Source organism: Vibrio sp. Vb0304, from assembly GCF_033338995.1.
In the GTDB taxonomy this organism is placed as follows: Bacteria; Pseudomonadota; Gammaproteobacteria; order Enterobacterales; family Vibrionaceae; genus Vibrio; species Vibrio alginolyticus.
Genome location: NZ_JAWOTT010000021.1, coordinates 23,802 through 44,965 on the forward strand (window position 1 = coordinate 23,802; position 21,164 = coordinate 44,965).

A 21,164-nucleotide genomic window follows, 5' to 3' on the forward strand; every position below is an offset into this window, starting at 1 on the left:
CTTTCATCAATTTTTTGTACCTTCAGTTGAAATGTTCAACTATTTTTTAGTGAGAGAGCGGTATGAGTAATAAAGTCGGATTGATCCATAGCCTGAAAGATGGCCAGAATTACATGGAGATCTGGCCGGTTCGTAAAGAGCTAAGCGCCATATTTCCGGAACAGCGTATCATTAAGGCGACTCGCTTTGGCATTAAAGTCATGCCGGCCGTTGCTGCGATCAGCGTACTCACTCAAATGGCATTCAACAATTACCACGCGTTACCTCAATCCATTGTTGTCGCCTTGTTTGCGATTAGCTTGCCACTTCAAGGCATTTGGTGGCTTGGTGCTCGATCCAACACGAAATTGCCGCCTTCTTTGGCCTCTTGGTATCGGGAGTTGCATCAAAAAATTGTGGAAACAGGTTTTGCATTAGAGCCTGTCAAAGCTCGCCCTCGTTACAAAGAGCTTGCGATAATATTGAACCGAGCGTTTCGCCAGCTCGATAAATCGTCATTAGAGCGTTGGTTCTAATTTAAATTGTTTGAAATGGAGTGTGCACTGGCCGCTCCATTTTTGATCCTGCCTCTATTACCTACTTTGACGGTCGTTGATGAAGCGAGCGAAGCTTTGTTTACCAAAGATTCTTTCCGGATGAAGAAGTCCCCCCGATCACAAATGTTGCTTTAGTGTTAAATCTTTCTTTTCTTTACTAAGACTTAGTAGTAATAATAAAAACAAGATGCGCAAGAAGTGCACAGTTATATGAACACAACAATACCGCCTTCAAACATTTGAATTCACGAGTCGATACACATATTGAAAGCTCGTGAAACAAGGACGAAGTCACATCAAGGAGTTATGATGAAAACGAAACGTTTATTAGCCACTGCCGTTCTATCAGCTACTGCTATTTTCTCTTCTACCAATGTACTGGCCGCCACTGCAACTGTCGCAGTTTCACAGATTGTCGAACACCCGGCGTTAGACGCGACGCGCCAAGGGTTACTTGATGGTTTGAAAGCGAAAGGCTACGAAGAAGGCAAAAATCTAGAATTTGATTATAAGACCGCACAGGGTAATCCAGCGATTGCGGTGCAAATTGCCCGTCAGTACGTCGGCGAAAATCCTGATGTGTTAGTTGGCATCGCGACACCTTCGGCACAAGCTTTGGTGTCGGCTACTCGCTCTATTCCTGTTGTCTTTACTGCGGTAACAGATCCGGTTGGTGCGAAATTGGTTAAGTCGATGGAACAACCAGGTAAAAACGTAACTGGCCTGTCTGATCTTTCACCCGTTGCTCAGCATGTCGATCTCATCCAAGAAATTCTTCCTCAGGTGAAAAGCATCGGGGTTGTATTTAATCCCGGTGAAGCTAATGCCGTGACTTTAGTTGAATTACTAAAAGAAAGCGCAAAAGCAAAAGGCATACAAGTGGTTGAAGCGACCGCACTAAAAAGCGCTGATGTTCAGTCTGCGACTCAAGCGATTGCAGCGAAATCAGACATTCTTTACGCCCCAACAGACAATACAGTTGCAAGTGCGATTGAAGGGATGATTGTGGCAGCGAATCAAGCGAAGAAACCTGTATTTGGTGGCGCGACGTCGTATGTCGAAAAGGGTGCAATTGCAGGCTTAGGTTTTGACTACTACCAGGTTGGTGTACAAACCGCGGATTATGTGGCGGCGATTCTTGATGGTCAAGAACCAGGCAAGCTGGATGTAAAAGTCGCGACGGGTTCTGACCTTGTAATTAATGAAAGCGCAGCATCTAAGCTCGGTATCAAGCTGCCAAGTTCTGTGGTTGAACGTGCGACAAGCATGCAATAAGTAACGTTCTTTTGGGGTAAAGACCGTCACGCTGGTTGGTAGAGGCTTGCCCCAAAATTGATACTCGCCAGACTTCTCGTGTAGAGCATTCTGCTAGAGAAGAAGGGGAGTATACGTTAGAAGTCTTACGTTCAGGTTGGTATTAGCCAGCCTGAGCATGCAGAAAGGAGCAGTTATGTCTGCATTTGCTTTTTTTGGTGCACTCGAAATTGGCTTGATTTATGGCCTAGTCGCTCTGGGTGTGTATCTTACGTTCCGTGTTCTCGACTTCCCCGATTTGAGTGTGGATGGCAGCTTTCCAATGGGAGCTGCGGTGGCTGCAACGGCGATTGTCGCAGGTATTAATCCTTGGCTTGCGACGATAATGGCGATGATAGCTGGTAGTATGACGGGGTGGGTAACCGCTTTTCTGGCTGTTCGGTGTGGTATTTTACACCTGTTAGCTTCCATTCTTACCATGATCGCTGCATTTTCAATTAATATTCGTATTATGGGCAAACCTAATATGGCGTTGCTTGGAGAGGATACGATTCTCACTCCGTTTGAAGCATTGGGCGATGCGATGTTTATTCGCCCTCTGGTTGTTGGGGTCTTAGTTCTTCTTTCCGCTTTCTTTGTCATTCGCCTGCTGAACAGCGACTTTGGTCTTGGTTTACGAGCCACGGGTGTGAATGCGCGTATGGTTTCTGCGCAAGGGGCGAGCACTGGCTTTTATACCTACTTTGGCTTGGCTTTATCTAACGGTTTTGTCGGATTCGCAGGCGCGTTGTTTGCACAAACGAACAGCTTTGCAGATGTGACCTCTGGCGTGGGCACCATTGTGGTTGGTTTGGCTGCTGTGATTTTGGGCCAGACCCTCATTCCGGGGCGAAAAATTTGGGTTGCGGTATTTGCTGTCATCATCGGTTCGGTACTTTATCGCCTTGCAGTGGCTTTCGCTTTGAGCTCTGGCATGTTTGGTTTACAAGCTTCAGACCTCAACCTGGTTACCGCAGTATTGGTGGCTGTGGCGCTTATTGCTCCAAAGCTAAAACAGAGCATGAGAGCGAAACAACGCGTTACTGATGCTAAACAAGCGGCATCAAAAAATGGTTCTGGGGAGGCATTATGATCGAACTAAATAATATTCAGGTCACGTTCAACCCTGGGACGATTTTGGAAAATCGTGCATTGAAAGGCGTCTCTTTAGAGGTTCCAGAGCATCAATTTCTTACCGTGATTGGTTCTAATGGCGCAGGAAAATCGACGTTGCTTGGTGCGGTGACAGGTGAGACGCCGATGATAGGTGGTCAGGTGATCATTGATGGCAAAGACGTCACCAAGCAGACGGTTGCCCAACGTGCAACGCAATGCGCCCGAGTGTTTCAAGATCCATTGGCCGGGACTTGTGGTGAACTGACGATAGAAGAGAACATGGCTCTCGCGCACATGCGTGGTAAAAAACGCAGCTGGGGGTTGGCGCTCTCTACCAAACGTCGCAAGCTGTTCCAAGAGCGAATTAGCATCCTCGGTCTTGGTTTAGAAGACCGCTTGGGCGATAGCATTGGGTTGCTGTCTGGTGGACAACGACAAGCCGTTAGCCTTGTGATGGCGACGTTATCGGAGAGTAAGTTGTTGTTGCTTGATGAACACACGGCTGCGCTTGATCCTCGTATGGCGGCGTTTGTTATCGACTTAACTAAACGTATTGTCGATGAGTTCGATTTAACCGTGATGATGGTGACGCATTCGATGAAAGACGCATTAGCATGTGGCGATAGGACCGTAATGCTTCACCAAGGTGAAATTGTGCTTGATGTGGCTGGAGAGCAGCGCGCTAACATGCAAGTACCAGACTTGTTGGATATGTTCTCCAAAGTGCGTGGTGAAGAGCTGGCAGATGACAGTCTTTTGTTGAACTAAGCGGTATCCGACAAGTCACTACGCCTACTAAGTGTGATCCTCCTTGGGAAAATTGGCTGATATGTCAACTCGCAGGGAGGATTTCTTGTCTCTAATTCTTCAATAACATAGTGGCATATCCGATGACGAGGAGTGCCCATAATGAACCTGCCATTTATTTTTCATAGTCAAACTATTGATGGTTTAGCTTTTAATGACGAGCAAGTTACAGTCAGACTGAAAACCGAGACATTGGATTTTGATTCCGTCTATGTGCGTATTGAGCCGGACAATGAAGAATATCTGGTCGATATGGCTCAAGTAGGAACAGCTGGTGAATTATTACTATGGGAGGCATCGTTTCGACCAAATCAAGATCGAGATGTCACACATTATGTGTTTAAGCTCCTCAAAGACGGACAACAATACTGGCTCGATGCACGAGGCGTACAAAAGCGTATTCCACCCAAAGAGTTCCACTTTAAGTTGAATGTAGAGCATCAACCACCAAGCTGGGTCCAAGAGCAAGTTTTCTATCAAATCTTTCCTGACCGTTTTTCTGCTAGTAAAAGTGAGTCTGATATTCGCCACGCTTATGCTCAGTATGATTCTGCATCGATCGTCAAGGCGTGGGGAGATGCGGTAGGCTCTCACCAAAATACCGGGGCACGTGAATTCTTTGGCGGCGACCTCAAAGGTGTGGAGCAAAAGTTGGACTATCTTGAACAGCTCGGCGTTACTGCGCTTTATTTTAATCCGATCTTTTCTTCACCAAGTAATCATAAATACGACACCACTGATTACTTCACTGTTGACCCTATGTTCGGCACCAACGATCAGTTTGCTGAACTGTGTGAGAAAATCCGTGGTAAGAATATGAAGATTGTCTTAGACGCGGTGTTTAACCACACGTCAGTGCATCATCCTTGGTTTGATATCCAACAAAAAGGAGAAGGAGCGTATGGCAATCCGCAGTCAAAGTTCCGTGATTACTACTTTTTCGAAGGCGAAACCAATCACTACATTGGTTGGAAAGGCATTGGTAACTTACCGGTTCTGAACTTTGAAAATGAACAGGTGCGCGACTACATCTACCAAAGTGAAGATTCTGTCATCAAGTATTGGCTGAAGCCACCGTACTTGGTTGATGGCTGGCGGTTTGATGTAATCCATATGCTTGGCGAAGGAGACGGCGCGAAAAACAATGCTCATTATGTGGCAGCGTTTCGTCATGCAACTAAGTCAGTAAACCCGAATGCTTATGTGTTAGGTGAGCACTTTTTTGAAGCAACGCAGTGGTTGCAAGGTGATCAAGAGGATGGGGCGATGAACTACTACGGTTTTGCTCATCCAGTCCGAGCTTTTATCGCACGACAAGATATTATGTACGATCCAATCAACATTGATGGTTTGGAGTTTAAAGCATGGTTGGACGAAGCCAGAGCAAAAATCCCATTTTCTAATCAGCTATCGCAGCTAAATCAACTCGATAGTCACGATACTGCTCGGTTTATCACATTGGTTGATGGTGATAAGCGTAAAATGAACATCGCGCTAGCAATGCTTATGACTTACGTTGGCACGCCTTGTATTTACTATGGGAGTGAAGTCGGTCTAGAAGGAGGGCTAGACCCGGATAATCGTCGTTGTTTTCCTTGGAATGAAATTGAAAGTTCACAATGGCTATCGCTTTACCAACAATGGATCAAGATCCGTAAACAATGTAAGCCTTTAGAGTCGGGCTGTATTCAATGGCTTCATTGTACTAACAACCAGTTGGCGTACGCACGTGTACTGGGTCGTGAAGCAGTCGTTGTAATGGTTAATCTCAGTGGTAATGAATGTTCAATCGATTTACCTATGTGGCAACTGGGCTTGGAGGTTAGCCAAGTTATATCGTTGTTAGATGACACAGAACAGGTTGATTATAAAGGTCATATCTCTGTCAATATGTCGGCACAGAGCTGCAAATTATGGCGACTAAAGTGACACCACACTCTATATTGATTAAACTCCTTTAATATATAAACGGTCTCAAACAGCGCGCACACATTTGTTTGGTCTCTTGTTATCTGGTGCTGCATTGCATGCGTCACCAGATAACGAGTATCAATTTAATAGCAGTCATAAGAGACTATTGACCTTTCATATGCATGGTACTCAATGGTAAACCAAAGGCGATTTAGCCTCTCATTTGTCATCTTTTTTCCTCTGGCGTTATTTGTAGTGGTTTTACTCGTGACAACGAAAAATTACTATGATGCGGTTAACCGCTATATCGATTCTGAGTATTCGCGTATCGAGCGTGCAATGTCTCGCGGTATTAAAGTACTCACGGCTTTAGATTACAGCTTCACCAACTATACCAATTACGCTAACCCACTGTTTGAAGAACATAATTCTTTAGTCAAAGAAGGGCTTTGTTATCTTTGGCCTATAGATGTGTTATTACTCGAAAGTGTTTATAGTGAAGGGTTACCTGCGGTTGACCTTGATTATATGATCGTAGGGGACGAAAGCTTATGTCAGCAAGGTTCAACGATTAACCAGTTAGCTGAACAAAAGGCGGGTTTTGCGCCGTCATTGTCATTTCTGCACGATATTGAATCGCACATTGTTGGAATTCATTACATTGACAAGCGCGGTTACGTTATCTCCTCACCCGATACCTACGCAAAAAATTTCACGAGAGAACTTTTGTCAACGCTAAAAGCCCGACCTTTTTGGCAAAAAACCGCGCAAGATAAAGTGAATATTACCTTGGCTGGACCAGGGCCAGTGTTGGACTCGATGGAAGGTCAAGTCATTAGTATGACGGTACCCGTCTATGAGAAAGGAGAACACCAAGGTGTTTTGTCTATTGATTTTGACATCAATACGCTCATGGCTTCGTCGCTAGGTCTTGTTGGTCAGTTTCATTTGGTTTCCAATTTACAATCCATTCCTTCAAACAGTACACGAATCAAACCAGTCGAATTAGAGCGATTGAGTGCGAATCACAGCATGTACTACGAGTACAACCTTTGGGATGAAGCTAAGAACCTAGCGGTTTTTGAAAAATACAGCCTTATTGTCGCACTATTTATTTACGTGCTGAGTACCGTCGTCTTGTTCTATGTGAATATGCATAGCGAGCGACGCTACTTTAAAGAACTGGCAGCAAGAGACCCAATGACCAGCTTATTGAATCGTCGAGGTATGCAAACCGTGTGGCGTAATAAGATGACAAAAAAACAGGTTGCTTTAGCAGTGTTCGATATTGATAACTTCAAGAAGATCAACGACACCTATGGTCATGATGTCGGTGATTCTGCAATTCAGCTTGTTGCAAAATGTATACGTGAAAATATTCGCCATACCGATGTTGCCTCAAGGTTTGGTGGCGAAGAGTTCGTTTTAGCGATTTATGACGAAGATTCAGAGGGCATTAAACTCATTTTAGACAGAGTAAAAAAGGCCATAGATGAGCGCTCGACACGCGTAACGAAAGAAGGCTTTACGATCTCTGGCGGTGTGGTGTTTAGTAAAGAGAGCCGAGTAGAAAACTTTGATGAATTGTTTAAAGCGGCGGATGAAAAGTTATATCAAGCCAAAAGTACCGGCAAAAATAAGATCTGTTACTAGGATTTAGATACAAAAAAGGACGAGATATTCGTCCTTTTTTGTGTTCGGGAGTTATGCAACCTGAGAGTTTAAGTCATCGCGGTAGCGTTGAATATGCTCAACAATTGGTGCGGCTTTGTTGAACGTTCTGATTTCTCTAAATAGGTCTTTTGCTTCAGGATAAGCTTGACGTAAGTAAGAGAACCATTGTTTTACGCGGTTTGGGTAATACAAGCCTTTATCGCCTTTCATCTCGAACTTGGAGTAATAGATGAGCAACTCAACCACCTCGGGCCATGACATTGGCTGGTGGTTATGTTTTACCATATTGCCTAAGTTAGGGATATTGAAAGCGCCTCGGCACACCATTAAAGAGCTAACGCCAGTCGTTTCAATGCAACGTTGACCGTCTTCATAATTCCAAATTTCACCATTCGCTATCAGTGGGATATCGAAACGTTCGCGAATTTGGTTGATGTAATCCCATTTTATCTCAGAAGCTTTATAACCACCTTGTTTAGTACGTGCGTGTACGGTCAGTTCATTTGCGCCAGCAGACTGAATGGCATCGACAATTTCAAAGCAATCTTCAGGGTTCTCCCAGCCAAGACGAATTTTTGCAGTTACGGGAATGGCTTCTGGAACGGCTTCTCGACAAGCTTTAACCACACGGTGAATGAGCTCTGGATGCTGGAGTAGCGCTGCACCACCTTTACTTTTGTTGACCATTTTGGCTGGGCAACCAAAGTTTATATCAATACCTCTGGCGCCAAGATTTGCCGCTTTAATTGCGTTCTCAGCCATCCAGTTTGGTTCTTGTCCCAACAATTGCACATGTACTGGCACACCAGATGCAGTCTGAGAACCTTGCAACAGCTCTGGGCATAAACGGTGAAATACATGATCGGGTAATAGCTGGTCGATTACCCGAACAAACTCCGTAACACACAGGTCATAGTCGTTTATCTCGGTCAGGATTTGGCGCATCAAATGATCTAAAACGCCTTCCATTGGGCCTAGTACAACTCGCATAGCTTGCCTAATACAGTTTGGTGGTAAAAAGGAGGGCGATTGTAGCGATGTAAGTTAAGTTTGTCATTAAAAGAGTCGAAGCGGCCAATGCAGTCAAACACACAACGTTAGGTTACGTGCTTTTGAGCTCTGAGGTATAATGCCGCCAAATTTATGGGAAACCAGATGCCATGCAATACACATTGATTGAAAAAGGTGAAGTTCACGTTGATGAATCTTGCCAATTTATCGAAGGCGCAGTGTTAGCTGCGAATCTGACGACAAAACCACTCGCTCCTGAAAAGTGGTTAGAGCCGCTATTAGGTGAGGGATTCAAAGCGATTCAACCAGCTGTGGAAGAGCAAATTCACAAGCAGCATAACCGAATTCAACGAAACGAATATTCCGTGCTAGAGCTAACAGGCAAAGAACCTGAACAACTTGCTGATTTTGCCGAAGGCTTTATGTCTGTTTGGCCAATGATTGAAGAACAGTGGCAAGACGTTGAGCTCAATGATGGATTACAGCGTATGCTGCAAGCATTACTGACCACTTTGATGCTGGCGATCGATGAGCCAGCAACGCAGCAACAGATGCGTGACGCAGGTATTGAAACGCCACCGGCCCTGACAGATTTAGTCGACCAGCTTGATTTAATGGTCGGTGAAGTCGCGCTGGGCGCGGATGAGTTGATGGTAGGCAATAAAGCTCAAAGCCTAAACCCATTCAAAGGTATCGGGCGCAATGATCCCTGTCCTTGTGAGAGCGGAAAAAAATTCAAGCAGTGCTGTGGTCAATCACGCGGCTAAATCGAATCGCCGCGCTATCCACTTAACAAAAAGCCGACCAGATGGTCGGCTTTTTGTTAATTTTTACGCGTCAGTAGGATTAACGAATTGGATTAACGCGTTTTGCAGGGAAGAATTGTGCAATTACAATTAATGCCAAAGCGATTAAATTGCCTGCAAAAATTACTACTAACCATTGTGGCATTGATAAATCAAGGAGCTGCCACACAACCTTAGAGCAATCACCATATGCTTCAAACATCCAAGGAACCCACTGATTGAGCGGAGCCCAGCTAGGGAATGTGACGAATAAATCGCAAGTCGCGAATGGTGATGGATTAAACTGGTAGTCAACGTGCTGCATTGCAAGTAACAAACCCTTGTAAGCACTTAATCCCCAGCCTATCAAACCTAGCCAGCGGAAAATTGGGTTCTTGGGTGCCAATATACCAACCATTGCAGCGACGCCCACTCCCATCATCGCGACTCTTTCATAAATACACATGACACATGGTGCAAGCATCATGACGTGCTGAAAATAGAGGGCACATGCTTCAAAGAAAACGACGAATAGCAGAAGCAGTAGCCACGATAAACGTCCCTTTGAAAACTGGTTAAGTGAATTTAAAATAGTCACGTTTTTGTTCCTGTCTGAAATAGAAAAAGCTCTGAATACTCAGAGCTTTTTATCGTGGATAAGTTTCCTAATCAACTCAAATTTTAGTGACCACCGGATACTACGGGAGTCAGATCACCACTATGAGGTAAAATCCAACCAGCTTCGTAGAAAGAAGCGGTTGCAGGCTCTAGGAAGAACATGATTCCCATCAGACCGACAATCGCAAGAACGACGGTGTAAGGCAGCGCCATGATAACCATTCGACCGTAAGACAGACGAATTAATGGAGCGAGAGCCGATGTGAGTAAGAATAGGAATGCCGCTTGACCGTTTGGCGTTGCAACAGAAGGCAGGTTAGTACCAGTATTGATTGCCACCGCCAGTAAGTCGAACTGATCACGAGTAATGAGGCCCTCAATGAGTGCAGTTTTTACTTCATTGATGTAAACCGTACCAACGAACACGTTATCCGACACCATAGATAATAAGCCATTCGCCACATAGAACAGAGCTAGCTGAGTACCTTTATCTTCAACGGCAAGCACCGCATCGATGACTGGTTTAAACAGTTCTTGGTCAATGATTACAGCAACGATCGAGAAAAATACTGCAAGCAGTGCAGTGAAGGGCAGGGCCTCTTCAAACGCTTTCCCCATGGAGTGCTCTTCAATGACACCAGTAAATGCGGTCGCTAAAATGATCACAGAAAGGCCAATTAAGCCGACAGCCGCTAAGTGCAAAGCGAGTGCAACGATCAACCAAACCGCAATAAGACCTTGAACCCAGAGTTTTGCGACATCTTGATTTGTTCGCGTTTTACGCTCTTCACGGTCAAAATCGACGAGGATCTGACGAACGTTGTTAGGAAGCTTCGCGCCGTAGCCAAACACTTTAAGCTTTTCAACTAAAGCACAAGTGATGAGACCACAGAAAAATACAGGTAGTGTCACTGGAGACATACGGATTAGGAATTCACCAAATAACCAACCCGCTTGGTCTGCAATAATTAAGTTTTGAGGTTCACCAACCATCGTGGTTACGCCACCTAAGGCAGTACCTACACCAGCATGCATCAACAAAGAGCGCAAAAAGGCACGATAGTTTTCTAGGTCATCACGCGTTAGTTCAGTGATCGTGTCATCTTGTGTATGGTCATGGTCACCGATAGGGTTACCAGACGCCACTTTGTGATAGATAGAGTAAAAGCCGATCGCCACGCTGATAACAACGGCGATAACCGTCAAGGCATCCAAAAACGCAGACAAAAATGCCGCAGCAAAGCAGAACGCGAGTGATAGTAGGGTTTTAGAGCGAATGCCAAGTAAAATTTTGGTAAAAATGAACAGCAATAGCTGCTTCATGAAGTAGATGCCCGCAACCATAAATACCAGAAGTAGCAGTACTTCGATATTTGCTACTAATTCGTGCTTAACTTGCGCAGGGCTAGTCATGCCGATAGCAATGGCTTCAATAGCAAGTAAACCGCCAGGTTGTAATGGGTAGCATTTTAATGCCATTGCTAGCGTGAAAATAAATTCAGCGACCAACAACCATCCAGCTACAAATGGGTTTATTAGGAAGAATACAATCGGGTTAATTATTAAGAAGGCTATAATGGCAACTTTGTACCAATCAGGCGCTTTACCAAGGAAGTTCTTGATAAAAGCGTTTCCGAGCGATATCGGCATGATAATTCTCTTTATAACAAAATTATGAATAGACACTACAATAGTGCTTAAGTATCTGTTTGTTAGACTTATTAACTAGTCTTTAAAAACAATAACTTAGTAAAACAACAATCCTTTGTTTATTGTAGTCTTGCCAAGTTACTTCCCCTGAACTCAAGCACCGCTCACTTTCGACCGCAAACTCTACACTCAGGCATTTATTAGTCAATAACAAAACGTGATGCTACCGACTAAAATGACTTTTTAAATGTAATAACGCGATCAAAACGGCGTTACTATACCATGAAAGTCTTAAAAAAATCCTCTTGGATTTTAAATGACGGTCAGTGACGAGAAAAGGCAAATTAAGAAAGAATATTAACCGTGATATACAAAGTAATTTTTCATATTTTGAATATAAAAATGTGACACGGTTGTCTTTATTTCTCCGAGATTTGTGAGCTGTTTAATTAAATAAAAATTCATATTTTACTGCTTTCGCTCGCATGTTAGAGCCTCTTAAATTGACACAACATATAGAGTATTAACTCTATGTTATGGAGTCGTTTCCACTATTGATCGTAAATTTTCTCAAACCGCTAAGTAGTGGTATGATGAGTAGTATCGACCCTCAGAAATCAATATTGGATAAAAAGTAGAATGGTCATAAAGGCGAAAAGCCCTGCGGGATTCGCAGAAAAATATATTATCGAGAGCATTTGGAACGGCCGTTTTCCTCCAGGCTCAATTTTACCTGCTGAGCGCGAGCTGTCCGAACTGATTGGTGTTACTCGAACGACTTTAAGAGAGGTTCTTCAACGACTAGCCCGTGATGGATGGCTGACTATCCAGCACGGCAAACCTACGAAAGTTAACCAATTTATGGAGACCTCTGGTCTGCATATTTTGGATACTTTAATGACGCTAGACGTTGATAATGCGACAAACATTGTAGAAGATCTGCTTGCGGCACGTACTAACATCAGTCCTATCTTTATGCGCTATGCATTTAAAGCGAACAAAGAGAGCTCTGAGCGTACAATTAAGAACGTAATCGAATCTTGTGAAGCTTTAATGAATGCGGCTTCCTGGGACGAATTCATCGCTTCTTCGCCGTATGCTGAAAAAGTTCTGCAGAATGTGAAAGAAGATAACGAGAAAGATGAAGCGAAGCGTCAAGAAATCTTGATTGCTAAAACGTTCAACTTTTACGATTATATGCTTTTCCAGCGCCTAGCATTCCATTCAGGAAATCAAATTTACGGTTTGATCTTTAATGGTTTGAAGAAGCTCTACGATCGTGTCGGTAGCTACTACTTCTCAAATCCAGCTTCTCGTGAGCTAGCTCTGAAGTTTTACCATCAATTGCTCGAAACTTGTGAAAGTGGCCAGCGTGAGCAACTACCAGTAGTGATTCGTCATTATGGTATGGAAAGTGCGTTGATCTGGAACGAAATGAAAAAGCAATTACCAACGAACTTCACGGAAGACGACAGCTAAGCGCTGACAAGTTGAATAAACGAAAACCGCAGTGCCTTAGGCCTGCGGTTTTTTTGTTTTTATTTATAAGTCGGCGACGGACCTAGCACCAATAATAAGGCATGGAACGTTTATCCTGCTAGCGAGAGTCTGGGCAACGGTAGATATAATGACTCTACGACATCTGAAAGGACATGGTCGTAAGTATTGAAGATGGTCAATGACAAGTCCGATGTGACGCCATAAAGCTCTGCTTCTGTTAAGTCGACATGACTCCCTGTCACGTATTCATTTAGCGTCTCTATTGAGCGCGTGGAAGCAGGAGAGGTAATGCTAAGTGGAGCGATAACCGCTAGTTGGTTTAGCTTACGCATCATGACCGATGCATAGTTTTTGAAACGCTCATTTCCGCCTTGTTCTCCTAAATCTTGAATGCTGATTCGTAACTGAGTCAGGGTCTCCAAGCTATCCATAATGTTTTGCCAGTTCATGTGATACTCATTATGTAAGTCATCTCTTTGTTCAACCGCTAGCCATGCGATGGTTACTTCATCCATCAAAAACAAGCAATGACGAATTAACTTACCATGCTCCATCTGGTTTCTTGCAACACTATGGTCATTCCATTGTTCAAGTAGTTTCCCTACTTTAATCTGTAATACGCGATACATGGGTTTGTTTTCAAACCGTGATGTTTCGACTAAAAGATGCAGCTTGTTAGTCAGAGCATCATGAAGAGCGTCCAATTTTTGTTGATCGTTTTGTTGGAATTGAAGCGAGTAGTGAGTAGCAGCTCGGTGGTGTCTCAGAAGGTGAACAACATCTCGCAACAATGTTAACAGCTGATATTTGCGCGCATGTTGCTGCTCTCGTTTAGAAGATAAGTGATATATTCCGGCTAAAATAGCGATGGACAATAGTGTGGAAATCAAAACAAACATAACCAACTCCTTGTTAGTGTTTGGACCTAACAAGGAAGATTGCAGTTTTGATGCCACTAATTAAATTCTATTAAAACAGTAATTTAGGATTGTGATGGGAGAGGTGCTGTACAAGTTTGGTGCACAAATTCCCCAAAAGTGTGAATTCAGTCAAAAAAAGTCCCCGCTGAACTGGCGAGGACTTTTTAAATTTGATTGTAAAGCTACAACTTACATTACACGCATGCCAGGTTGAGCGCCTTCGTGTGGCTCAAGGATCCACAGGTCGCTACCACCAGGGCCTGCCGCTAGGATCATACCTTCAGACATACCAAACTTCATCTTACGAGGTTTTAGGTTTGCTACCATTACCGTTAGCTTGCCTTCTAGCTCTTCAGGTTTGTAAGCTGACTTGATGCCAGAGAATACCTGACGAGTTTCACCACCGATGTCCAATTGGAACTTAAGCAGTTTGTTGGCTTTTGGTACTTCTTCACAAGAGATGATACGAGCGATACGCATATCTACTGCAGCAAAAGCATCGAACTCAATCTCTTCAGCGATTGGTTCTTTGTCTAGCTCGGTTTGGCTAGCCTTGTTCTTTTCCGCTTCAGCTTTCTCTTTCGCCGCCATTTCTGCCGCCGCATCTTCTTTAGACGCTTCGATCATCGCTTCAACATTCTTCGGATCGATACGGTTGAACAGTGCTTTGAACTTAGTGATCTCGTGGCCTGTTAGTGGAGCAGCGATGTTTTCCCAAGTTAGCTCTTGGTTTAGAAACGCTTCAGTACGCGCAGCTAGCGATGGCATTACTGGTTTCAGGTAAGTCATCAGTACGCGGAATAGGTTGATACCGACAGAACAGATGTCTTGTAGTTCCTGATCTTTGCCTTCTTCTTTTGCTACAACCCACGGTGCTTTTTCATCAACGTATTGGTTAGCTTTGTCTGCCAATGCCGTGATTTCACGGATTGCACGACCAAACTCACGCGTTTCGTAAAGCTCAGCGATACGGTCAGCAGCAGCAACAAATTCGTTGTAAAGTTCAGGCTCTGCAAAGTTGTCAGACAGTTTGCCTTCAAAACGTTTCGCGATGAAACCTGCGTTACGAGATGCAAGGTTAACGATCTTGTTAACAACGTCAGCGTTTACGCGCTGAGTGAAGTCTTCAAGGTTAAGATCTAGATCATCGATACGGCTGTTTAGCTTCGCAGCGTAGTAGTAACGTAGACACTCAGGGTCTAGGTGCTCTAGGTAAGTGCTTGCTTTTACGAACGTACCTTTAGACTTCGACATTTTCGCGCCGTTTACGGTTACGTAACCGTGTACGAATACGTTGTTAGGCTTGCGGAAGCCAGAACCTTCTAGCATTGCTGGCCAAAATAGGCTGTGGAAGTAAACGATGTCTTTACCGATGAAGTGGTACAGCTCTGCTGAGCTGTCTTTTTTCCAATACTCGTCGAAATCTAGGTCGTCGCGCTTGTCACATAGATTTTTGAAAGAGCCCATGTAGCCGATAGGCGCGTCTAGCCATACGTAGAAGAATTTGTTCTTCTCACCAGGGATCTCGAAGCCAAAGTATGGTGCATCACGTGAGATATCCCATTGCTGCAAACCAGATTCGAACCATTCTTGCATTTTGTTCGCTGTTTCAGCTTGTAGCGAGCCAGAGCGAGTCCACTCTTTTAGCATGCTTTCAAACTGAGGCAGGTCGAAGAAGAAGTGCTCTGAATCTTTCATTACTGGCGTCGCACCAGAAACCGCAGATTTAGGATTGATCAGTTCTGTTGGGCTATAAGTCTCACCACAGTTGTCACAGTTGTCACCGTACTGGTCTTCAGACTTACATTTTGGACAGGTACCTTTTACGAAACGGTCCGGTAAGAACATCTCTTTTTCTGGATCGAACAGCTGAGAGATAGTGCGGCTAGAGATAAAGCCATTTTTCTTCAACTCAAGATAAATGTGTGACGCTAGCTCACGGTTCTCATCTGAGTGTGTGCTGTGGTAGTTATCAAAGCTGATATCAAATCCAGCGAAGTCTTTTTGGTGCTCTTCGCTAACTGCGGCAATCATTTCTTCAGGAGTAATACCCATCTGTTGCGCTTTAAGCATGATTGGCGTGCCGTGAGCATCGTCAGCACAGATGAAGTTTACAGTGTTGCCGCGTAGGCGTTGGTAACGAACCCAAATGTCCGCTTGGATATGCTCAAGCATATGACCAAGGTGGATCGAACCGTTAGCGTACGGAAGGGCACAAGTTACCAGCATTTTCCTTGACGGAAAGTTTTTTGGATCGTTTGCCATACTTAATATTCGCTTTTCTTGATAGGTATAAATAAATTTTGATGGATAATACTACCCCATGAACTGATTAACTCCAAGGTGTCAAACTGCGGAATGCCTTAGTTTTTTTGGGGTTCTGGTTGAGCCTGGACGGTGGTAGCATGACATCTAAAAGGAGGGCTTATGCATCAGTTCACTTCAAAACAAGATTTTTGTCACTGGTTTAACCAATTCCAACATCCACAGTTGGTGGAAAGCTGGGCAGATATTCATGGCGCAATTTCGATTACGACACAGGGTTCTATTGATATAACGTTGCCATTCGCAAGTAATGAGCTTCAAACCGTACTGCATGACTGGATCAAACAGCAGCAAGCCTCGGGTAAAGTGGCTGAATTCCCATTTAATATTCGCCTTGGAGTTAAAGCTTTAGAAACTCAAGTGGCTAACTCGGTTAAGGGTGTTAAGAACATCATTGCCGTCAGTTCTGCGAAAGGTGGCGTTGGTAAATCTACTACCGCAGTTAACTTAGCGTTGGCGATTGCTCAATCTGGGGCGAAAGTGGGATTGTTGGATGCAGATATCTATGGTCCGTCTGTACCTATGATGTTGGGGCAAGAAGATGCTAAACCAGAAGTTCGTGATGGCAAGTGGATGGAACCCATTTTTGCTCACGGCATCTATACTCATTCTATCGGTTATTTGGTGGATAAATCAGAAGCGGCGATATGGCGCGGTCCAATGGCTTCAAAAGCGTTGTCGCAGTTATTAACTGAAACAGATTGGCCAGATTTGGATTATTTGGTGATTGATATGCCGCCAGGTACGGGGGATATTCAATTGACTCTGTCACAACAAATTCCGGTAACAGGTAGCGTGCTAGTCACAACACCGCAAGATTTAGCCCTTGCCGATGCAAGGAAGGGAGCGGCAATGTTTAACAAAGTCCATGTCCCGGTTATTGGTGTTGTGGAAAACATGAGTTATCACATTTGTAGTCAATGTGGCGCGAAAGAGCATATTTTTGGTATGGGCGGAGCTGAAAAAATGTCGCAAGAATTTGGCTTAGCATTGTTAGGACAAATTCCGCTTCATATCTCTATGCGAGAAGATATTGACGCTGGCGTGCCAACGGTAGCAAGACGCCCAGAAAGTGAGCATGCAGGGTATTATAAGCAACTTGCCGATCGCGTATGTAGCACGATGTTTTGGCAAGGCAAAGCAAAACCAGATGCGATTAGCTTTACAATGGTGAACTAAGTTTACTATGCCTGTTGGTTGATAATTGCACATTTTAACGTTTGCTCGGAGGTTAATCCTCTGAGCAGGCAGAAACTTATGACTAAACCCTAATTCCAACTAGTAACTATGGGGTGAACTCCCTATAATCAGACAGTTTATCTTTTTATGTGACTAGAAATCATCATCGGGTGCAAACTAATGTCTGATAATAATCAATGCGTCATCGTAGGTATTGCTGGCGCTTCTGCTTCTGGAAAAAGTCTGATCGCGAGCACTATTTATAATGAGCTTCGCGCGAAAGTAGGCGATCATCAAATCGGTGTCATCACGGAAGATTGCTACTACAACGACCAAAGCCACCTAAGCATGGAAGAGCGAGTAAAGACGAACTACGATCACCCGAGTGCGTTGGACCACGACCTACTGTGTGAGCACCTAGAAAAACTGGTACGTGGTGAAGCAGTAGAAGTGCCTGAGTACAGCTACACTGAGCACACAAGAACAATTAACACCACCACAATGACACCTAAAAAGGTGATCATTCTAGAAGGTATCCTTCTTCTTACAGACCCTCGTCTTCGTGATTTGATGCATGCGACAGTATTTATGGACACACCGTTAGATATTTGCTTGCTTCGCCGTGTTAAGCGTGATGTGGAAGAACGAGGCCGAACTATGGAGTCTGTTCTTAAGCAATACCAACAAACAGTACGTCCGATGTTCATGCAGTTTATCGAACCTTCTAAGCAATATGCGGACATTATTGTTCCTCGCGGTGGTAAAAACCGTATCGCAATTGATGTATTAAAAGCTCACATTGCAAGACTTTTGAAAGCTTAAGCCTATAGACGGCTATATCGCTTTATTTTTAGGAGAAGAAGTGGCACCTTAAGTGCCACTTCTTTTTTTGTTTTTAAATTAGTCAGTTGCAGGTTAAAACCAGACACTTTTCACGCTTTTGTGGAACTGTCAGCGGCAAATGGAGTCTGCGCTTATAATTGTAAAAACACTCGAGCAAGGAAAAACAAATGAAGAAACTGCTCTTAATTCTAGCAATACCGATTGTGGTCATTTTGGTCGCAATTTTAGCGTTAACCATCTTCGTCAATCCGAATCAGTTTAAACCCCTTATTGTTGAGCAAGCGCAAAAGCAAACGGGATTAGAGTTGGTGATTGAAGGGGATATCAGTTGGCAATTTTTCCCATCAATTGGCTTTGAGTTGGGACATACAGAATTGCGAAACCCACAAGGCTTTAGTAAACCCAATTTATTCAAAGTTGATACCGTTGGTGTAGACATCTCTGTTATGCCACTTTTTAGTCAACAGCTTGAAATTGGAAACGTCACGCTTGATGGTGCTGAGTTCTACATTGAAACCAAGAAAGATGGCAGCAAGAATATTGATGCATTGACGAAAGCCCAAACACAACAAGCAGAACAAGAGAGCAATGCTGCGCCTACGCAAAATGGTGAAACGCAAACTTCTGGTTCTGATTGGAGTATTAATCTTGCTGGCGTTACGGTTTCTAACGGTTCATTAGAAATGCAGGATAAGCAAGCCGGTAGTTACACCAAACTTTATGATATTTCATTAAACCTTTCCGAATTCGCTTTTGACAACTGGACAACGGCTGATTTTGGCGTGAAGGGCGAAATGAACGACCAAAAGTTCACCGCGAAAGGTCAGGCAGACTTTAAGCTAGAAAAAGGTTTGGCAAACTACGCGCTAAAGAACATCAACTTTGATGCGACATACTCTGACCCTGCCAATAAAATTGAATCGGCAACGATCGGTTTAGACACGTTTGAATTCGATAAAGTAAATAACCTGACTTATGCCATTAAGGGTGTCGCTGGTGGTATGAAGTTAGATATGCAGGGTGCTGGTCAACTTAGCGTGGACAAGGCTATCAGCAAAGTACAGTTGGATAAGTTAACTCTTAAATCGACTTTTGAGGGTGATGCTTTACCTCAGTCCCCGATGAAAGTCGACATGGTGTCTGATCTGTCTTTCGACCTAACGAAAAACCATCTGAGTTTTGTTCTAGAGAAGTTAACAGCGAATGCTATCGCCCTAGATGGTAAGGCAGATGTGACACTCGGTGATATTCCTAAAGTACGCTTTGCTCTCCATAGCCCCAATATCGATCTTGATGAGTTTTTAGGGTTAGATAAGCAAGCTGCCGAAGGTAATAAGCCTGCTTCTGGTGGCGAGAGTGCTCCTGCCGGACCTGAGGTTGAGCCTGATTTGTCTGCGTTGAAAACGTTAGATGTAAAGGGTGACATTACCATCGACAAATTCAAAGCGGCAAATGCGAAGATGGAAGCGGTAAAAACGAGCTTCACTGTAAATCGTGGCGTGTTTGAGCTTACATCTTTTAGTTCGAAGTTGTACCAAGGCTCAATCTCAGCGACAGCGAAGTTAGATGCACGCCAATCACCAGCGACTTACAGTGTTAAAAAGTCAATCAAAGGCGTGAAAGTTCAACCGCTACTTATAGACGTTGCTGAAAACGACAAACTTGAAGGGACAGGTAACATTGATGTGAATGTTACAGGTAAGAGTCTCACGCCTACCGGTATCAAGAAGAATCTATCTGGTACGGTTGTTATCAATTTTGCTGACGGTGCGGTGAATGGCATCAACGTTGCTCAGTTGATTCGTGAAAACTATGCGAAATTTAAAGGGCAAAAAGTTGAAGGCACCAATGAAGCTAAGAAAACAGACTTCAGTGCGATGACGGCGACATTGAAACTCAACAAAGGTGTTGTATCAACGGATAATATGCAAGCTCAGTCTCCATTGTTACGTGTTCGTGGTAAAGGTACCGCAAACTACATTAATGAAACAGTCGACTTTACTATCAGCACGTCAGTTGTAGGCAGCCTAGAAGGCCAGGGCGGTAAAGATATAGATGAGCTGAAAGACATCACGATTCCAATCAATGTGTCTGGTAAGTGGGCAGAACCTAAATTCAAGCTCGTATTCGATGATGTTCTGAAGCAGAAAGCTCAGAAAGAAATCGATCGTGGCGTAGAGAAGCTAACGGACAAAATCAAAGACGAGAAAACCAAAGATGCGGTCGATGGTTTATTGAAGAATCTTTTCAACTAACCGTGCGTGAAAATCAAAAGGGTTGGCATTTTGCCAACCCTTTTTAAATTACTCTGCGAGTGTTACCAATCGACGCCTTTGAGGGCTTTTACGCCAGATTCAAATGCGTGCTTTACATTTTTCACTTCAGAAACGGTATCGGCCATTTCAATCAGGGTTCGATGTGCGCCACGCCCAGTAATAATAACCGACTGCATTTTAGGTCGTTTGCTCAGCGCTTCGACCACTTCGTCTAAGTCGATGTAGCCGTAGCTCACCATATAAGTTAGCTCGTCAAACAAGATGACATCGATAGAGTCGTCTTGCAGCATGCGTTTACATTCTTGCCATACGCCTTGCGCTGCTTCGGTATCAGCGGCTTTGTTTTGAGTTTCCCATGTAAAGCCGGTCGCCATTACTTGGAATTCAACGCCGAGTTTCTCAAGTAGGTTGCGCTCACCGTTGTCCCAAGTACCTTTAATAAACTGCGCGACAGCACAATTCAAACCATGACCCACTGCGCGTGCGATCGTACCGAATCCTGATGTCGATTTACCTTTACCATTTCCGGTAATGATCAGTAGCAGACCTTTTTCATCTTGAGCAGCAGCGATTTTTGCGTCTACCTGTTCTTTGACTTTTTGTTGGCGAGCTTTATGGCGTGCTTCTTTATTTTCTTCGATAGACATAATACTTCCTCAATTCCTTTTCGTGCTGTGCCCAAGCTAATTTGGGTTCATTGATTTATCTCGCTATGATAGA

Annotated in this window: 17 protein-coding genes; 11 read left to right on the forward strand and 6 right to left on the reverse strand. The window is 44.0% G+C overall.

Annotated features, from left to right (window positions below; all coding sequences use genetic code 11):
* Nucleotides 1-62: 62 nt before the first annotated feature.
* From yfbV to R7P35_RS19275, 6 genes are all read left to right on the forward strand, one after another.
* Nucleotides 63-515: a terminus macrodomain insulation protein YfbV gene (yfbV, locus tag R7P35_RS19250; RefSeq protein WP_005380809.1), complete on the forward strand. Its 453-nt coding sequence runs from the start codon at nt 63-65 to the stop codon at nt 513-515.
* A 330-nt stretch (nt 516-845) separates the two neighbouring features.
* Complete coding sequence (locus tag R7P35_RS19255) at nt 846-1,811, forward strand: ABC transporter substrate-binding protein (protein WP_017633858.1); 966 nt, start codon at nt 846-848, stop codon at nt 1,809-1,811.
* 175 nt (nt 1,812-1,986) lie between these two features.
* Nucleotides 1,987-2,922, forward strand: coding sequence for an ABC transporter permease (locus R7P35_RS19260; RefSeq protein WP_012841584.1), 936 nt, complete (start codon nt 1,987-1,989; stop codon nt 2,920-2,922).
* On the forward strand, nt 2,919-3,713 hold the full coding sequence (locus R7P35_RS19265) for an ABC transporter ATP-binding protein (RefSeq protein WP_005387275.1): 795 nt from the start codon (nt 2,919-2,921) through the stop codon (nt 3,711-3,713). Before R7P35_RS19260 ends, R7P35_RS19265 begins: the two co-directional genes overlap by 4 nt.
* 141 nt (nt 3,714-3,854) lie before the next feature.
* Nucleotides 3,855-5,681: a maltodextrin glucosidase gene (gene malZ / locus R7P35_RS19270; RefSeq protein ID WP_222712461.1), complete on the forward strand. Its 1,827-nt coding sequence runs from the start codon at nt 3,855-3,857 to the stop codon at nt 5,679-5,681.
* 174 nt (nt 5,682-5,855) lie between these two features.
* Nucleotides 5,856-7,316 (forward strand): sensor domain-containing diguanylate cyclase, encoded by a 1,461-nt coding sequence (locus R7P35_RS19275; protein ID WP_005380815.1) that lies wholly within the window; start codon nt 5,856-5,858, stop codon nt 7,314-7,316.
* 51 nt (nt 7,317-7,367) lie between these two features.
* Here R7P35_RS19275 and dusC read toward each other — a convergent pair whose 3' ends face one another.
* A complete protein-coding gene (gene dusC / locus R7P35_RS19280; RefSeq protein ID WP_005380816.1) occupies nt 7,368-8,327 on the reverse strand; it encodes a tRNA dihydrouridine(16) synthase DusC in 960 nt (319 codons plus the stop codon).
* A gap of 170 nt (nt 8,328-8,497) precedes the next feature.
* On the opposite strand from dusC, the gene R7P35_RS19285 reads away from it, so the two are divergent.
* Entirely contained in the window at nt 8,498-9,115 is a 618-nt protein-coding gene (locus tag R7P35_RS19285; protein ID WP_033905759.1) for a YecA family protein, read from the forward strand.
* Between the two features lie 79 nt (nt 9,116-9,194).
* On the opposite strand, the gene dsbB is transcribed toward R7P35_RS19285, so the two are convergent.
* Together dsbB and nhaB are read right to left on the reverse strand one after the other, a co-directional pair.
* Nucleotides 9,195-9,731, reverse strand: coding sequence for a disulfide bond formation protein DsbB (dsbB, locus tag R7P35_RS19290; protein WP_031779052.1), 537 nt, complete (start codon nt 9,729-9,731; stop codon nt 9,195-9,197).
* Between the two features lie 83 nt (nt 9,732-9,814).
* Nucleotides 9,815-11,401, reverse strand: a complete 1,587-nt coding sequence (gene nhaB / locus R7P35_RS19295) for a Na(+)/H(+) antiporter NhaB (RefSeq protein ID WP_005380822.1) — start codon at nt 11,399-11,401, stop codon at nt 9,815-9,817.
* A 639-nt stretch (nt 11,402-12,040) separates the two neighbouring features.
* Between nhaB and fadR the strand changes: the two genes are divergently transcribed.
* Entirely contained in the window at nt 12,041-12,880 is an 840-nt protein-coding gene (fadR, locus tag R7P35_RS19300) for a fatty acid metabolism transcriptional regulator FadR (protein WP_005380824.1), read from the forward strand.
* A gap of 110 nt (nt 12,881-12,990) precedes the next feature.
* Here fadR and R7P35_RS19305 read toward each other — a convergent pair whose 3' ends face one another.
* Both R7P35_RS19305 and metG read right to left on the reverse strand, forming a co-directional pair.
* Nucleotides 12,991-13,800: a hypothetical protein gene (locus tag R7P35_RS19305; RefSeq protein ID WP_258458470.1), complete on the reverse strand. Its 810-nt coding sequence runs from the start codon at nt 13,798-13,800 to the stop codon at nt 12,991-12,993.
* A 210-nt stretch (nt 13,801-14,010) separates the two neighbouring features.
* Nucleotides 14,011-16,086, reverse strand: a complete 2,076-nt coding sequence (gene metG / locus R7P35_RS19310; RefSeq protein ID WP_005387290.1) for a methionine--tRNA ligase — start codon at nt 16,084-16,086, stop codon at nt 14,011-14,013.
* Nucleotides 16,087-16,248: 162 nt separating this feature from the next.
* Here metG and apbC point away from each other — a divergent pair, with 162 nt between their 5' ends.
* The 3 genes from apbC to R7P35_RS19325 all read left to right on the forward strand — a co-directional run bounded on the left by apbC (nt 16,249) and on the right by R7P35_RS19325 (nt 20,423).
* Complete coding sequence (apbC, locus tag R7P35_RS19315; RefSeq protein ID WP_167415357.1) at nt 16,249-17,325, forward strand: iron-sulfur cluster carrier protein ApbC; 1,077 nt, start codon at nt 16,249-16,251, stop codon at nt 17,323-17,325.
* 180 nt (nt 17,326-17,505) lie between these two features.
* Entirely contained in the window at nt 17,506-18,147 is a 642-nt protein-coding gene (gene udk / locus R7P35_RS19320) for a uridine kinase (RefSeq protein WP_005380833.1), read from the forward strand.
* Nucleotides 18,148-18,335: 188 nt separating this feature from the next.
* The gene (locus R7P35_RS19325) at nt 18,336-20,423 is read left to right on the forward strand and encodes an AsmA family protein (RefSeq protein WP_025767218.1); all 2,088 of its coding nucleotides are present in this window, start codon (nt 18,336-18,338) and stop codon (nt 20,421-20,423) included.
* 62 nt (nt 20,424-20,485) lie between these two features.
* On the opposite strand, the gene cobO is transcribed toward R7P35_RS19325, so the two are convergent.
* Entirely contained in the window at nt 20,486-21,091 is a 606-nt protein-coding gene (gene cobO / locus R7P35_RS19330) for a cob(I)yrinic acid a,c-diamide adenosyltransferase (RefSeq protein ID WP_213904870.1), read from the reverse strand.
* Nucleotides 21,092-21,164: the final 73 nt, after the last annotated feature.

Excerpts from the sequence above, each read along its gene's own strand:
- metG (WP_005387290.1), bottom strand. The coding sequence starts at position 16,086 with ATGGCAAACGATCCAAAAAACTTTCCGTCAAGGAAAATGCTGGTAACT.
- yfbV (WP_005380809.1), top strand. The coding sequence starts at position 63 with ATGAGTAATAAAGTCGGATTGATCCATAGCCTGAAAGATGGCCAGAAT.
- dusC (WP_005380816.1), bottom strand. The coding sequence starts at position 8,327 with ATGCGAGTTGTACTAGGCCCAATGGAAGGCGTTTTAGATCATTTGATG.
- fadR (WP_005380824.1), top strand. The coding sequence starts at position 12,041 with ATGGTCATAAAGGCGAAAAGCCCTGCGGGATTCGCAGAAAAATATATT.
- apbC (WP_167415357.1), top strand. The coding sequence starts at position 16,249 with ATGCATCAGTTCACTTCAAAACAAGATTTTTGTCACTGGTTTAACCAA.
- R7P35_RS19275 (WP_005380815.1), top strand. The coding sequence starts at position 5,856 with ATGGTAAACCAAAGGCGATTTAGCCTCTCATTTGTCATCTTTTTTCCT.
- cobO (WP_213904870.1), bottom strand. The coding sequence starts at position 21,091 with ATGTCTATCGAAGAAAATAAAGAAGCACGCCATAAAGCTCGCCAACAA.
- R7P35_RS19260 (WP_012841584.1), top strand. The coding sequence starts at position 1,987 with ATGTCTGCATTTGCTTTTTTTGGTGCACTCGAAATTGGCTTGATTTAT.
- R7P35_RS19255 (WP_017633858.1), top strand. The coding sequence starts at position 846 with ATGAAAACGAAACGTTTATTAGCCACTGCCGTTCTATCAGCTACTGCT.
- R7P35_RS19265 (WP_005387275.1), top strand. The coding sequence starts at position 2,919 with ATGATCGAACTAAATAATATTCAGGTCACGTTCAACCCTGGGACGATT.
- malZ (WP_222712461.1), top strand. The coding sequence starts at position 3,855 with ATGAACCTGCCATTTATTTTTCATAGTCAAACTATTGATGGTTTAGCT.
- R7P35_RS19325 (WP_025767218.1), top strand. The coding sequence starts at position 18,336 with ATGAAGAAACTGCTCTTAATTCTAGCAATACCGATTGTGGTCATTTTG.
- udk (WP_005380833.1), top strand. The coding sequence starts at position 17,506 with ATGTCTGATAATAATCAATGCGTCATCGTAGGTATTGCTGGCGCTTCT.
- R7P35_RS19285 (WP_033905759.1), top strand. The coding sequence starts at position 8,498 with ATGCAATACACATTGATTGAAAAAGGTGAAGTTCACGTTGATGAATCT.
- R7P35_RS19305 (WP_258458470.1), bottom strand. The coding sequence starts at position 13,800 with ATGTTTGTTTTGATTTCCACACTATTGTCCATCGCTATTTTAGCCGGA.
- nhaB (WP_005380822.1), bottom strand. The coding sequence starts at position 11,401 with ATGCCGATATCGCTCGGAAACGCTTTTATCAAGAACTTCCTTGGTAAA.